The 14,239-nt window shown below is 67.6% G+C and carries 10 protein-coding genes; 5 read left to right on the top strand and 5 right to left on the bottom strand.

The annotated features are described in order from the left end of the window. The first annotated feature begins 9 nt into the window (after positions 1-9). Together IFR14_RS03100 and IFR14_RS03095 are read left to right on the top strand one after the other, a co-directional pair. Positions 10-2,871, top strand: a complete 2,862-nt coding sequence (locus IFR14_RS03100; RefSeq protein ID WP_191940189.1) for a hypothetical protein — start codon at positions 10-12, stop codon at positions 2,869-2,871. Between the two features lie 51 nt (positions 2,872-2,922). After that, positions 2,923-3,825 carry a PhzF family phenazine biosynthesis protein gene (locus IFR14_RS03095; RefSeq protein WP_191940188.1) on the top strand — a complete coding sequence of 301 codons (903 nt, stop codon included), beginning with the start codon at positions 2,923-2,925 and terminating at the stop codon, positions 3,823-3,825. Positions 3,826-3,887: 62 nt separating this feature from the next. On the opposite strand, the gene IFR14_RS03090 is transcribed toward IFR14_RS03095, so the two are convergent. Further along, positions 3,888-4,895: a glycosyl hydrolase gene (locus IFR14_RS03090; RefSeq protein ID WP_191940187.1), complete on the bottom strand. Its 1,008-nt coding sequence runs from the start codon at positions 4,893-4,895 to the stop codon at positions 3,888-3,890. 195 nt (positions 4,896-5,090) lie between these two features. On the opposite strand from IFR14_RS03090, the gene IFR14_RS03085 reads away from it, so the two are divergent. Beyond that, positions 5,091-5,531 carry an META domain-containing protein gene (locus IFR14_RS03085; protein ID WP_191940186.1) on the top strand — a complete coding sequence of 147 codons (441 nt, stop codon included), beginning with the start codon at positions 5,091-5,093 and terminating at the stop codon, positions 5,529-5,531. Between the two features lie 46 nt (positions 5,532-5,577). Here IFR14_RS03085 and IFR14_RS03080 read toward each other — a convergent pair whose 3' ends face one another. The 4 genes from IFR14_RS03080 to IFR14_RS03065 form a co-directional block, all read right to left on the bottom strand. Next, positions 5,578-6,339 (bottom strand): ABC transporter ATP-binding protein, encoded by a 762-nt coding sequence (locus tag IFR14_RS03080; protein WP_191940185.1) that lies wholly within the window; start codon positions 6,337-6,339, stop codon positions 5,578-5,580. Then, the gene (locus IFR14_RS03075) at positions 6,336-7,451 is read right to left on the bottom strand and encodes a FecCD family ABC transporter permease (RefSeq protein WP_446728083.1); all 1,116 of its coding nucleotides are present in this window, start codon (positions 7,449-7,451) and stop codon (positions 6,336-6,338) included. Before IFR14_RS03075 ends, IFR14_RS03080 begins: the two co-directional genes overlap by 4 nt. After that, positions 7,424-8,467, bottom strand: coding sequence for an ABC transporter substrate-binding protein (locus IFR14_RS03070; RefSeq protein ID WP_342365630.1), 1,044 nt, complete (start codon positions 8,465-8,467; stop codon positions 7,424-7,426). The genes IFR14_RS03075 and IFR14_RS03070 overlap by 28 nt, the downstream gene beginning before the upstream one ends. A 93-nt stretch (positions 8,468-8,560) precedes the next feature. Next, the gene (locus IFR14_RS03065; RefSeq protein ID WP_191940184.1) at positions 8,561-8,947 is read right to left on the bottom strand and encodes a hypothetical protein; all 387 of its coding nucleotides are present in this window, start codon (positions 8,945-8,947) and stop codon (positions 8,561-8,563) included. Positions 8,948-9,526: 579 nt separating this feature from the next. On the opposite strand from IFR14_RS03065, the gene IFR14_RS03060 reads away from it, so the two are divergent. Then, a complete protein-coding gene (locus tag IFR14_RS03060) occupies positions 9,527-10,156 on the top strand; it encodes a recombinase family protein (RefSeq protein ID WP_191940183.1) in 630 nt (209 codons plus the stop codon). 280 nt (positions 10,157-10,436) lie between these two features. Then, positions 10,437-13,673 (top strand): tetratricopeptide repeat protein, encoded by a 3,237-nt coding sequence (locus IFR14_RS03055; protein ID WP_191940182.1) that lies wholly within the window; start codon positions 10,437-10,439, stop codon positions 13,671-13,673. The last annotated feature ends 566 nt before the right edge of the window (positions 13,674-14,239 follow it).

The raw sequence follows: 14,239 nt of genomic DNA, 5'->3' as shown, positions 1-14,239 counted from the left end.
CTCGACGACGTGATCGGATCGGACGGGGCAAGCGGAACAGACGCCGTCGAACCGGACACCCGCATCCCGGATCCCGCGCCCCGGCACACACCGCTGTGGACCGTCCTCTCCGCCTGGCTCCTGCGTGTCGAGCGGTGGTTGCAATCGCGCGGCGGCTCCCGCCTCCGTGGCGGGCTGTGGCAGCTCTGGGGGCTCGTCGCCGTCGGCGGGATCCTGCTCCTCGTCGGTCCGGTCATCAACCCGCCCCTCACCCTCGACGACCTCACCGACGAGGCATCCGACGTCACCGACACCTGGATCGCCCGTTCCTTCGCGGCCGACTACCGCGTGACCACCGATGAGGACGGCCGGCTCGTCACCGACGTCGAGGAGCGCATCGACGCGTTCTTCCCGAAGGACCTCGACGACCGCACCATCGAGCGGGTGCTCGCGACCGAGTACCAGGGGCACGCCCTCGAGCCGTCGGGGATCACGGTGACGTTGGACGGCGTGAAGCAGGACGTGACCCGGGAGCGGGCCGCGGTCTTCCTCAGGCTCGTCGTCGATCCCGGCGAGCAGCTCACGGGCGACCACGAGCTCGTCATCCGGTACCGGCTCTCCGATCTCGCCTACGTCGCTCCGGACCCCGCCACCGGGCAGCCCGTCGACCTGCTCCGGTGGGACGTGTTCGGCCCCGACCTGCAGCAGGCCGTGGCGAAGCTCGACGTGCGGGTGACCATCCCGCAGGAGCTCGACGACCGGCTCGTCCGGCAGCCGTACGGCTCCCTCGCCTGGACCCTCATCGGTGCCGGGCAGTGGCTCAGCCCGGAGGCCGACTCGCCTCCCGGCGAGGTGGCCTATGCGTTCACGAGCGAGGACGCGGCCCCACCGCACGCGCAGGCGCGGTTCACCATGCCGTTCGAAGCGGGCTCGATCACGATGCCGCCGCAGTCCTGGATCTTCTGGGTCCAGACCTTCGGGCCCGTCCTGCCGATGCTCGTCCTCGCGGCGACGCTCCTGCTGTCGTTCGCGGCCCGTGCGGTCGCGTGGGGTGATGCCCGCGGACGTCCGTGGTACCTCGCGCAGTCGGAGCCGCCGGACGGCATCTCGCCCCGCACCGCGGCGCATCTCCTCCGGTCACCCGCCACGATGGAGCTCGCCGAACGTCTCAAGGACGCCGCGATCAGCGGCACGAAGCAGCAGGCCAAGCGACAGGCGCGCCTGATCGCGGCGGCGGGTGCCGCCAAGCGGGCGGGCCGTCTGGGCGACCGACCCCGCGCCCTGCGTCGGTACCTCACCGGGACGGAACGCGCCGGACAGGTCCGTGCGGGTCTGCGCCGGGTGCCGAAGGGCTTCGTCCGTGACTGGTTCATCGCCGCACCGATCGCGCTGACCATTGTCCAGTGGGGCATCGTCCGGCAGCTCTCCCATCAGACGGTGCTCGCGGTGGTGTGGTGGCCGCTCGCCTTCGTCGCCCTCTCCACCGTCTTCGCCGTCATCGTCCTCGCGATCGCCCTGACCGCCCGGCCGCTGACCCGCCGGGGTGCGCTCGTGAAGCAGCACCTCCTCGGCATCCGGGTGTTCGCCGAGCGGACGCAGCTGCTCGACCGCGCCACCCTGCGCGATCGCCTCCTGCCCTATGCGGTGCTCGGCGCCCCACCTCGGGCGACCGGCCGGCGGGTGGCGGCCCTGATCGCGCCGGAGATCACGATGCCGGCGGCCGCGGCCGATCGTGCCTCGCGCGCCGACGGGTCGACAGCGGGCTTCCTGACCGGTCCGCGCATCGCCGTCCGGGTGCTCGCCGTGCTGCTCGTCGTCGGCGCGATCGTCGCCGTGAACGTCCTCCCGGCACCGTCGCTGGAGTCCGAGACACCCCGTTCCTACACGGGCGACATCCCCGGATCGACCCTCACGACGATCGCGACAGCCGACCTCGATGCGGAGCTCACGCGGACCGACGGCGACGGTGCACGACTGCGCGTGACCGAACGGCTCGGTGTGGACTTCTCCGACGAGGGCTCGGTGCCCGCACAGGTGGTGCGCGAATGGCCCGCCGTGGTCGACGGCCAGGACCTGGGCCTCACCGTCGACCGGGTGACGATCGACGGCGAGGACGCGCCGTTCACGACGGAACACGAGGACGGTCGACTGCTGCTCCGCACGACCTTCGCCGACGTGCGCACCGGCCTGCACGACGTCGTGATCCAGACGACCGCCACGAGGCCGGCCGTCTCCGCGTCCGTCGATGGACGGGAGGTCGACCGGGTCAGCTGGGTCGGGTTCCTCGACGGCTGGACGAGCGGCGTCGCCTGGGACGAGGACGTCGCGCAGGGACCGTTCCGGCTCAGCTTCACCGCCGACGACGAACTCCTCGACGACGCCGTCGACGCCGGGTGGACCCCCACCGACGCCGGGGCTTGGCGACCGGCGTCCGAGGGTGGTTCCGGTCGCGAGACGGCGACCATCGAGCTCGCGCCTGACGACGGCGGGTGGCCACTCGACGTCCGTGGCGACGACCTCGGTGTGGTCCTCGACCTCCCGGCCGGGACGGTCGCCGGTACCGACGCCGGCGCCGCGGCCTGGGCCCGGACGGCGGCGCTGGCACCGGGGCTCCTCACGGTGGTCCTCGCCGGCATCGCGGTCCTCGGTTCCGTGATCGGCGCCCTCGGGGCGGCCCGGCGCCGAGCTCCGAAGCCGGGTCTGCTCCGCGATGCGGTGCGCTGGCTGACCCCGTCGGCCCTCGCCGCCGCAGTGATCTTGGGCATCTGGACCCTGAACGGCGTCGCGGGCGACGACCCGTTCGGCGACCTCGTGCTCGGCGGGCTGATCGCCGGCGTCGTGGCGGTCATCGCCTGGTACGGCGTCGTCATGTGGGCCAGGCCGCGCGCCTGACGATCGCAGCCCGGGCGAGGACCGTCACGCTCCGGCGGGTAGCATCGTCGGATGTCGAACGCCGCACCACCCGAGATCCTCCGCCTCACGGCCTTCGCCGCCGAACCCGGCGGCGGCAACCCCGCGGGTGTCGTGCTCGACGCCTCGGCGCTGACGGACGCCGAGATGCAGGCGATCGCCACCGAGGTCGCGTATCCGGAGACGGCGTTCGTCGTCGACCCGGGTGTCGGCGGCGACGACCGCCACGTGCGCCTGCGCTACTTCTCCCCCGGTGCCGAGGTGCCGTTCTGCGGTCACGCGACCATCGCCACCGCCGTCGCCCTGGCTGAGCGCCGTGGCGTCGGACGCTTCACGCTGGAGACGAACGTCGGCCCCCTCGTCGTCGAGACGGCGTCCGACACGCACGGCGACACGAACGGCGGCACCGGCTCGATCACCGCGTCGTTCACGAGCGTCGAACCCACCGTGCGCGATCTCGACGCCGGGGTCGCCGATCGCCTGCTGTCACTGCTCGGGCTCGAGCGTTCCGACCTCGACGAGCGGTGGCCGCTCCGTGAGTCGTTCGCCGGCAACCGGCACCCGGTCGTCGCGGTCCGCGAGCAGGAGGTCTTCGACGCGTTCACCTTCGATCCGGCCGCCCTGCGCACGCTCATGGACGAACAGGGTTGGGCCGGAACCGCGACGGTCGTGCACGATCATGGGATCGACGCGAACGGCCACCTGCTCGTCGAAGCCCGGAACCTCTTCCCGGTCGGCGACATCACCGAGGATCCGGCGACCGGCTCCGCAGCCGCCTCCCTCGGCGGCTACCTGCGGGCGCTCGGTCTCCTCACCCCGCCGGCTCGGATCCTCATCCGGCAGGGCCACCACGTCGGCGCCCCCAGTCTGCTGACGGTCGACGTCCCGGCCACCGGCGGTATCACCGTGACGGGGACGGCCCGCCCGATCGGCTGATGCGGGCGGATCGTCGGACCCGCCCGCACCCCACTCAGGACAGCTTCTCGCGCCGCCGCCGACTAGGGCAGCACCACCTCGCCCTGGTTGAGCACCCGTGGGTGGAAGTACGTGTTCTGGATCTCGGTGTTCGAGTTGTTGCCGCGCAACTGCTCGGACCAGATCATGAAGTACGACCAGCGCGTCTGGGACTGCAACAGGTTCGCGTCGGGCACCTTGCCCATCTCCGCGATGGCGATCGGCTTCGTCCCGGCGATCGACTGCAGCTGCTGGTAGTCGGCGGTGCTCGGGTAGTTCTTGTACCAGACGTCGAGCGAGACGACATCGACGTAGGAGTTCCCGGGGTAGTAGCCCGACCACCCTCCCTGCGGGTTGTCCTGGACGTTCCAGACCCAGATGAGGTTGTCGAGGCCTTGGGCGTCGAAGTAGTCGCGCATCTGCTGGAAGATCTTCGCGCCACCGTTCGCGCCGGAGCGGCCACCCCACCAGTTCCAGGTCTCGTTCATCTCGTGGAAGGGACGGAAGAGGACGGGGATCCCGGCGTCCTTGAGCTGCCGCAGGTAGGGCACCACCTCGGCCATCCGCTGCCGCCAGGTCGTGTTGAGCGCGGTGCCGCCGGTCACGATCTGGGTGAACTGGGTGTTCGATATCTGGGTCTTCACCCCGCCGTCGAACTCGCAGGTGGAGGGTCCGGTGGGTGAGCAGGCGTGCCAGGTGAGGGCGACGAGCGAACCGTTCGCCCACTCCGTCTTCGCCTGGTCGACCACGCGCTGGCGGTTCGCGGCGTCCTGGCCGCGGAACATGAGGTCACCGCCCCAGAGCCCGGGATACTGCCCGGTGATGTCCTTCACTTGCTGGGTGTACTGACCCGGCAGGCTCGCCGGTTCCTTGTTGTGTTGGCCCGAAACGATGCTCGTGCCCGCGATCGTCTTGAGGTATTGGATCACCGTGGCCTTGTTCTTCGTGGGGAACGCCTCGGCGTCCACCGGTTGCGCGACGGCCGAGCCGACGAGGCCGAGGACGAGTGCGGCGCCCAATGCGATGCGCGTCCTACGGGTGTGCGATGTCATGTTCATCTCCCTTTCGCCCTGCGTCGTCGGAGGGCGGCGACCCCAGGATCGCGGCCGGGGACACCGGCCGTCAAGGAGTTTCATAAATTAATGCTTAAACGCGGCCTCGCGGGAAACGACCATCGCCGACCAGGAGCCGACGCGCTAGCATCGAGCCAGTCGCGGCCGGGCGGCCACCCGCTGGAGGGGATGGACATGTTCACAGGCACCACGTCGAAGCGTGGGCGTACCGCGGGCCTCGGCGCCATCGGTGCAGCAGTGCTCGCACTCGCCCTCGCGGGATGCGCCTCCGGAACCGAGAGCGGCGCCGACCCCTCGACCACAGCGCCCGCCGAGTCCGGCGACGCTGTCGGTGTGGTCGGCGTCTGGGGAGACGCCGACGCACAGAACACCCCGTCACTGGTGTTCGCGGAGGACGGCACGGTGACGGGGACCGACGGCTGCAACCGCCTCATGGGCTCCTGGACGGCCGACGGCGACACGGTCGAGTTCGCGCCGCTGGTGTCCACGCGGATGGCCTGTGAGGGTGTCGACACGTGGTTGTCGGGCGGAGCGTCCGGTACTTGGACCGACACGAGCCTCGTCGTCCTCGACGAGAGCGGCACGGAGATCGGCACGCTCGAGCGATCGGAGTGAGCGAGCCCACGGTGCTCGGGCCATGTGGCGCCCAGAGCGGGTGGGATCATCGCGTGAACGTGACGACGGGGTGCCCTCGACGGGGATCCAGCGTCACCTCGGCCACCACGCCGTAGACGTCCGCGATCAGCGCCGCGGTCAGCACCTCACCCGGCGCTCCGGCAGCGACAACCCGACCGGCCCGCAGTACGACCACCGTGTCGCAGTACATCGCGGCGAGGTTGAGGTCGTGGATGGCGATCACGGTGGTGACCGGGAGCGCGCAGACGAGATCGAGCAGCTCCAGCTGGTGTCGGATGTCGAGGTGGTTGGTCGGTTCGTCGAGGAGGAGCTCGCGTGGCTCCTGGGCGAGGGCCCGCGCGATCTGTGCCCGCTGGCGTTCGCCTCCGGACAGGGTGTGCCAGAGGCGGCCGGCCTGGTCGAGCAGGCCGACGTGGGCGAGCGCGCGATCGACGGCGGTCTCGTCGGCTGCGGTGTCACCGCCGAGTCCCGAGCGGTGCGGGATCCGGCCGAGCCGCACGATGTCGCGCACCGTGATGTCGACGTCGGTGTCGGCGTGCTGCGTCACCGAGGCGACTGAACGCGCGATGCGCCGTCGACCGACCGACGCCAGGTCGACACCGTCGAGCGTCACGAGTCCGGCGGTCGGCTTCACGAGGCCGTGGAGCACCCGCAGGAGCGACGACTTGCCCGACCCGTTCGGTCCGAGAAGGCCGACGGTCTGGCCCGGTTCGGGGTGCAGGGTCACCCCGTCGACGACGAGCGCACCGCCGCGGTTCCAGGAGACGTTCTCTGCGCGGAGTGTCATACCCGCCTCCTCCTCCGGGCCAGCAGGGCGATGAAGACCGGCACCCCGACGAGCGCGGTCCCGACGCCGACCGGCAGCGGCGTCGGTGAGAACGCGACGCGCGAGCCGGCATCCACCCAGACCATGAAGATCGCACCGATGATCGCCGTGGCCGGGATGAGGCGACCATGACGGGGTCCGACGAGCAGGCGGGCGGCGTGGGGCAGTACGAGCCCGACGAAGCCGATCGCCCCCGCGACGCTCACCAGCGTCGCCGTGATGAGCGCCGTCGCGATGAGCAGGATCGCCCGCGTCCTCGCGACGTGGATGCCGAGCGATGCCGCGACGTCCTCACCGAAGGCGAACGCGTCGAGCGCATGGGCGTACCGGAGGCACAGGACCGACCCGGCGACGACGACGATCGCACAGAGCGCGACATCGTCCCAACGCACGCCCTCGAGTGAGCCGAGCAGCCAGAACATCACGCCGCGCGTCTCGTCCGAGTCGGCGAACGCGAAGATGATCAGCGAGGTCAGCGCGGAGAAGAGTTGTGTGCTGGCGACGCCCGCGAGGACGACCCGGTCGGTCCCGCCGCCGGAGAGACGGGAGAGCAGGAGCACGAGTCCGAAGGCGACGAGCGCGCCGATGAACGCGCCACCGGACAGCCCGATCGACGCACCGCCGAGTCCGAGGATCCCGATCGCGACGGCACCGGTCGACGCACCGGAGGAGATGCCGAGGATGAAGGGGTCGGCCAGCGGGTTGCGGAGGAGCGACTGCATGATGACGCCGCAGAGCCCGAGCCCGGCACCGCAGGCGGCCGCGACGAAGGCCCGCGGCAGACGTTCCTCCCACACGATCGCGTCCTTCGACAGCTTCACCGGGATGTCGGTGACACCGAGGTGGTTCGCGACGATGTCCCGCACGTTCACGAGCAGGATGTCCGCCGGTCCGAGCGTGATCGCCACGCCGACGGAGACGAGGAGCAGGACCACGCCGGCGAGGACGAGCAGGCCGGTGATCGTCGCGCGGCGTGCGCGTGAGGCGGGTCGCCGCGCCGTGCCGCTGTTCGTCACCGTGTCGCCACTCGTCACCGTCTCCGGGTTCAGAGCTCGTCCTCGTGCTCGACCCACCACGCCTTGATCTTCTCGAGGCCGTCGACGAAGCGGATGGACGGGTTCAGCTCGGCGCCGTGGAGAGCGATGTACCGCTGGTTGCGCACCGCGTCCATGGTCTTCGTCAGCGGGTCGGACTCCAGGAACGCGACCTTGTCGTCGAGGCGGTCGCCGGGGAACCGGTCGCGCTGCAGGTCGCCGAGGATGAGGACCTGCGGGTCGCGGTCGACCAGGTCTTCCCAGGTGGTGGCCGGCCAGTCGTCCTCGAGCTCGCCGAAGACGTTGTCGAGCCCGGTGGTCGAGCCGAGCAGCGCGGCGGATCCGAGCCCACCGCCGACGTACGGGGTCTTCGTGTCGGCGAACCAGAACGCGACGGTCGTGCCGTCGAAGTCGACACCTTCGGTCGCCTTCGCGGCACGACCCTGCAGGTCGGCGACGAGCGCCGCGGCGCGGTCCGAGACGTCGAAGACCTCTCCCATCTCGGTGATCTCCTGGTAGAGCGCGTCGATTGTGAGCGGCGTCGTGCGCGTCCCGCCGCCGTTGATGCTCGTCCCGTTGTCGCAGTCGGTGGGCGAGAGGTAGCTGGCGACACCGGTCTCGGCGAACCGCTCGCGTGGTGCGACGCCGCCCTCGTTGAAGTGGCGACCGAAGGACGCCGTGACGAAGTCCGGGTCGGCTCCGAGGACGACCTCGTAGGTGGGTGCGTTGTCGGCCAGGCGCGGGACGTCGGCGTTCGCGTCGGCGAGTGAGTCGAGGACGGGGTCCGTCCAGGAGGCGGTGCCGACGATGCGGTCCTCCAGACCGAGGGAAAGCAGGATCTCGGTCGAGTTCTGGTCGAGGGAGACGACCCGCTGGGGTGCGGCGTCGATCGTGACCTCGGTGCCGCAGTTGTCGAGTGTGAGCGGGTAGTCGGTCGCGCCCTGCCCGGCGGCGGCTGTCGATGCGGGCTCGACCGCTTCGGACGCGCCGCAGGCGGACAGTCCGACGGCGAATGCCGCGGCGAGGACGAGGCTGATGGCGGCGCGCTGGTGCACGTCGTCTCCTTCATTCGAGGGGCGGGACCTAGGAAGGATAGCCTTACCTGAGTGTCGGAGGCGAATCGGTCCGCTCCCACCTCCGAACGCAGCTCAGCCGAAACGCAAGAATCCCCAGCTCAGCGCAAAACCGGCGGTCACCCACGCGATTGGACCCCAGTACGTCCACCACCACCGGATGCGTTGACGGAGGGTCAGGTCACGTCGCGCGGCCCGAACCGTCTGCAGGAAGAGTGCGGTCGGAAAGATGAACATGAGGCTCAATCCGAACACCAGGGTGATCCGGGACTCGTTTGTGTCATCAGCCGAAAGGAACTGCGTTGATGTCGATGCAAGCCGGTCGATCACGATTCGGAGGATGATCTGCAGCACCAGCGCGATGAGTGCTGCGGTCGCTGCGACGACCCACACTCGCGTTCCACTTGAAGTAGCTTCACCTCTGCACGGATCGTTTGCACGTCCGGGCGACGGATCGGACATGCGTTCCTCCTGAGCCACAGCGCCGAGGCTGTTGAGCCGACTTCTTCGTAGTGTCCCTCTCACCGGAGCGACCTGATGAGCATGAGCGTTGCCAAGGTGGCGGCAAGAAGTCCGAGCCATCGCCAGAGAGCTGCATGTCCGTCGGGAGAAGCCTGCTGCCTCCTGATGGTCCTCTGCAGGCGCGGTCCTGCGTACCGGTCGAACGCCCTGGGGAAGACCATCAGACCCCCACCTGCGATCAGCACGTTGATCGCTCCGATCATCATCTCAACATTCATAACCCCGCCATTCCTACCAGGGTGAGACTTGCACGATCGAGCAGGCGAGACCAATCCGGACCGATGCGGAGGTGGCGGGCTCAGTGCCGATTCGCCACGCCGACTCCATGCTCAACGGCCGAGAAGCCACTCTGCCTCAGGAAGCTACAGATCTACGAGACACATGGCTCCGCGGCCAACTGGGCCAACTCGGGTGCGAAAGTCCGCGGATCTCACAGCCGGCACCCTGTCTCGAAAACTCGTCTCACAATGCGGCGTGTCTCACTCGTGCCCACGCGGGTTTCTGAGACACGATGGAGCGATGAGGCAGATCGGGTACACCAGGGTCAGCACCGCCGGCCAGGACGCACAGCTGCAGCTCGACGCGCTCATCGATGCCGGCGTCCAGAAACGCGACGTGTTCGCAGACGTGACCTCCGGCAGCAAGACCGCAATCGAGCGTCCGGGCATGACGAAACTGCTCGAGTACGCCGAAGCCGGCGACACCGTGATCGTCTGGCGCATCGACCGACTCGGCCGATCACTCATCGACGTCCTCAACACCGTCGAGCTCCTGCGCGGCCGCGGAATCCACGTGCGATCACTCTCCGACGGCATCGACCCCGCGACGCCGACGGGCAGACTCATGCTCCACATGCTCGCCACCCTCGCCGAGTACGAACGCGAACTCATCGTCGAACGCGTCAACGCAGGCATCGCCGCAGCACGCGAATCCGGCACCCGATTCGGGCGACCACCCGTGAACGCCGACATCATCGCCGACAAATTAGCCATCGTCGCCGAAGCTCGTAGTCGCGGCCGCACAGCCACGCAAGCCGCCGCGCTCGTCGGCTGGAGCCGCGCGACGCTTTACCGACACCAGACCGGCACAACCACATCGACGTCGGCGGGCGGTGCCCGTATTCTCCCCCTAGGGGGTAATGGTGATTGATCCGTTTTCTGGGGCTGCGGTCTCGGCTGGAACGAAGATTGCAACGAACGCAGCAGTAGGGCTCGGTAGGAAGTGGACGCTGGAGTGGCGAATCGCGAAAAGCACCGTGTCGGCAGCCAAACGCCAGGGCGTGCGGGTCCCTCCCAAACCTCTCAGACGGACGCTGATGCAGGCCGAGGTGATGTCGGCCTGCAGGACAAGTGGGCCGGCGAGTGCGAGAGCCCGAGAGCTGCTCGATGGGATTATCTGCTTAGGGGTTGAGGGTCCCTCCAGTGTGTTCTTGCTTCCGCTCCTGCGCATCGCGACGGCGGGGCAGCTGAGCGTGGGTGACTCCCAAGCATTGATGTATGAGCAGGTCGCTGTCCCGATGGCAGAAATGGGCGAGCTTGGGAAAGAAGCTCCGGCATCCGTTCGCGCTTCTTTTCCGACGCCGCTCGCTCAGGATGCGGAGACACTCGAGGCTGTGATTGGGGAGCAAAATGCCCTGCGCATGCTGCAGGCGCTAGCCGCACCCGGCGCGCGTCTAGAGGCACTCCGCGATTGGTTGCGTGCGCGCCCCTCGTGGCTTGATGAGAGCGAGGTTGTCGATGGCTGGCTCGGTCTCTTGGCGCACATCTCTGGGAGCGGGGCTCTTGCGCGCGAGTGGATTGAGCATGCACTCGCTGGGGGCGCGACCCCGCGTGCGTATTGGTTGGTCCTGATCGCGAATATCGATCGGCCGGAAGCAGAGGCGCTCGAAATACTCGAGGAGGTACGTGGCCACCCTTTGGTCGAAGCTGTCCTGACGGAAAACGACATCATCGAAAGACAGCGACAGATTCTCCTGTGGGCACCGCAGACTGCGATGCAACGTGCTCTTGCCGCGTCCATCCGTGCCCATCAGCTATTCGAAGCAAAGCGCTTGGACGAGGCCGTGGATTTTGCTGTGGGCGCGTTCGAAAGCGACGGGTTCACCGGCGCAGGTGCGATCGGTGTGCAAGCTCTGCTCGCGCGGTCAGTGACCGGCGAGCGCCAGACACAGACGGAGGACCTCTCAGCCGCGCGGCGTCTCGCGCTGGCAATAAGAGATTCCCATCGCCGCACGGGAACCCCGAGCGCCGCGTCCGTTGTGCTCGCGATCGAGGCCTCCATGCTCTTGGAAGATTCGGACCGCGCCCAGTCACTGTTCACAGCGGCACCGAGCGGTGAAGCTACCCCCGAAGAGGCCGCCCACTCGAGCGTTCGCAATGCCGCCGCATTTGCACTCCTCAACATAGGGCAGCTGTCGCGCGCTCACGCGCTAATCGACGACGCTGCATCCCCCTCCATGCGTCTACAACTTCGCGCGCGACAGGCTGAGATTGAAGCTGATCTCGAGAAGGCTAACCAGCTCTGGTCTGAAGCCATCGCCGCGACCGACGACTGGGGCGAGAAGGCCACGATCTGCTCGTTGCTGGCGCTGCGAGGAATTGTCCATCCGTTCGTCGACGTCATGCGCCCGCTCAATCAACAGTTGGCCGAAGAGATCGACGATATTGCCGCGCTCTTCCGCAATCAGCCTGGAGCCGAGTCCCGCATGGCAACGGGTGCTCTCGACAACCCCCGGCTAGCTCGCGCCCTCGGGCAGTACTACGCGGAAAGCAGCCGACACGATGACGGACTCCGTCTCGCGGAACAGTCCGCGCGCCGATGGGGCGATCCAGACGAGTGGCTTCGTGCCGCGCGGTATCGCCTTGACCGTGGAAACTACGATGAGGCCGTCGATCGAGCGAGAAGCGCGATCCTCGCTGGCGGAAACGCCTGGGGGGCCCGCGCGCGCGCGCTTCGCCTACAAATTCAAGCGCTCTATCAAGCCAAACGGTGGGAGGAACTCGTCTCCCCAGCGCGCGCACTGCTGCGCATCGACCCGACGGCGGTCGACGCCGCCTGGACCTTGGTATACGCATACCACCACGCAGCTGACGACCTTCAGGCGTTCAAAGAATGGAGATCGAATCCAATTTGTCGGACCCCAGAAGATGCCGGGCAGGCATCAATCTGGTTGCACCTGTTCCAACGTTTCGGCACGGAAATGGCTCAAGTCAGCGATGTACTCGCGTTAAGCAGACGGTTCTCGTCCCACGAGCAAGTGCGGCGACTAGCTATTGGGGCGATTCTGATCGCGCCAATCGAGTTCACGGACACAGACGTTCAGTTGCTGGATCTCGCTGAGGAGTACCACGCTGATTTCCCAGATCGTCCCCGGCTGCTGTGGGCGATTCCCACAGACACCGATGACCCCAAGGAACTCCTCGCGGCGATTGATCGGGCGGCCGGAGGTCCGCACCAGAACAGTGAGCTCGAAACCCACATGAGTGGGGGGACTCTTCCCATCGGCCTGATTGGTCGCTTCGGTAAACGCGGTGCGGCTGAGTTCCTTGTCAAGAGTCGACACTCAGCGCGTTTCGCAGGCGGCGCGGACGAAGGCGCCGTTGACTGTTCGGTGGTTGAGAGGGCTGAGAAGGAGGGTGCTGCCCTCGACACGACGACGGCCCTTACGCTTGCCCTACTTGACGACGAAGTTGCACAGCTCCTCACCCGCATCCCGGCACGGTTGCTGGGGACATACGGGCAGTTGCGGGACGCGAACGACGCGGGCCTTGAGTTCGAAAAGGCCGGGGACCTGTTCATTCCCAGCACGAGCGATCACGGGCCCAGCTTGATGTTGATCCCGGAGGAGGAGGCCACGGAACGACGTCGCTTGACCGGGAAGATAATCACTCGTCTCCGACTCATTGAGCGCTCCGATCCGCCGGAGCTCGCTACCCCTACAGATGGATTGGCTGACCTTTTTGGACCATGGTCCGAAGCAGTCCATCGTGCGGTCGAAGCGGATGTCCCTCTCTGGTGCGACGACGCGGCAACTCGTCAAGTCGCAAGCGCCTTCGGCGTTAGTTCATTCGGAACGCCCACTCTCGTCGAATACGCGCGAATCTCCGGCCTGATCGCCGAGGAAGAAGCGGATGTCATCGACGCAGCGTTGATACGCGCCAATGTTGTGGGGATCCGGTACCGGCCAGCTCCATGGGAGCTTGCCGCCGCAATCAGCCTTGCTCCATCGGGACTAGGGAACGCGATCCTCTACGGCGGACCGACTGCCGCTACAGACAAGATTCAGATCGTCGTCAAAGGCTTGGAACGCTCCGCCCACGAGCCCGATACGATGCAGGAGTGGGCTTCATTAGGCGCCCGATACGTACTCGAAATCGCAGGAACGGAGGAAGATGCCGTCGATAACCTCGCACTCTTCATCCAGGCGACATTGACGATGTCGTGGACCGCAGCCCACGTCCTCCAGTTCATTCTGAAGGGCGTGCGTGAAGTCGCCGCCGATCGCTGGTACCCCGCGTTCCGACAGGCTACGTCGGCCCACTGGTCCGGTCTCAAGACGATCGTTCCGCCCGGTCTCGCAGCAGACATGCTCATCGGAAAGGTGCAACTCCTGCCCGAAACCGATCGTCAGCTTGTCCTAGAAGTAATCTTCCGCGACAACAATTGACGACGTGCCGGTGGCTGAGCATCTGAGCGCCTCTACCATGCCACCGTAGGTCAGTTAGAGTTTCAGACACCGATAATATCTCTTATGTAAGTTTAGCTTGAGTGAGCCGGCTCATCTGGATATCCCTCCCCGACCGCAGCCCCGCACTCACGAGCGCCGGCGGGATCAGCCGATGCGCAGGAGCTATTGTCCGCGAACGTGCCACCGTTGAGGCCGAGGCGTCCGCGCCGGACGTTGCCGAGCCGCGCGCCGCGGTGGTCGTGCTCACGCCGCCGGGTCACGCGCTGGCCCAGCTCCGCGGCCGTGGCCGCGTCGACGGGAACCTCGTCGGCACGGCCATGTCCGGTCGACGCCGACGAGCACGATCGAGGCCGAGGGCCGCGACTACCCAGGCCGCGCGTGCTGCGCTCAGCGCCATGATGCCGGCGGAACCGCTGGTGCCCTCAGTGCACGTGCTCGAATAATCCCTGGTCAGGGCACAAAAAAACCCAGCCTACAGCGCGCGACAAATAGGCCCTTGCGTAGGGGGCCGCGTGGGTGTAGGCTGGGAGGGTGCAGCAATCTGT

It is taken from the genome of Plantibacter sp. CFBP 8775 (assembly GCF_014839505.1).
In the GTDB taxonomy this organism is placed as follows: domain Bacteria; phylum Actinomycetota; class Actinomycetes; order Actinomycetales; family Microbacteriaceae; genus Plantibacter; species Plantibacter auratus.
The sequence above is the reverse complement of the archived record's forward strand: the minus strand, read 5'-3'. Positions and strand labels throughout refer to the sequence as shown.

Coding starts and splice junctions, on each gene's coding strand:
- IFR14_RS03090 (WP_191940187.1), bottom strand. CDS start 4,895: ATGACATCGCACACCCGTAGGACGCGCATCGCATTGGGCGCCGCACTC.
- IFR14_RS03095 (WP_191940188.1), top strand. CDS start 2,923: ATGTCGAACGCCGCACCACCCGAGATCCTCCGCCTCACGGCCTTCGCC.
- IFR14_RS03065 (WP_191940184.1), bottom strand. CDS start 8,947: ATGTCCGATCCGTCGCCCGGACGTGCAAACGATCCGTGCAGAGGTGAA.
- IFR14_RS03085 (WP_191940186.1), top strand. CDS start 5,091: ATGTTCACAGGCACCACGTCGAAGCGTGGGCGTACCGCGGGCCTCGGC.
- IFR14_RS03060 (WP_191940183.1), top strand. CDS start 9,527: ATGAGGCAGATCGGGTACACCAGGGTCAGCACCGCCGGCCAGGACGCA.
- IFR14_RS03080 (WP_191940185.1), bottom strand. CDS start 6,339: ATGACACTCCGCGCAGAGAACGTCTCCTGGAACCGCGGCGGTGCGCTC.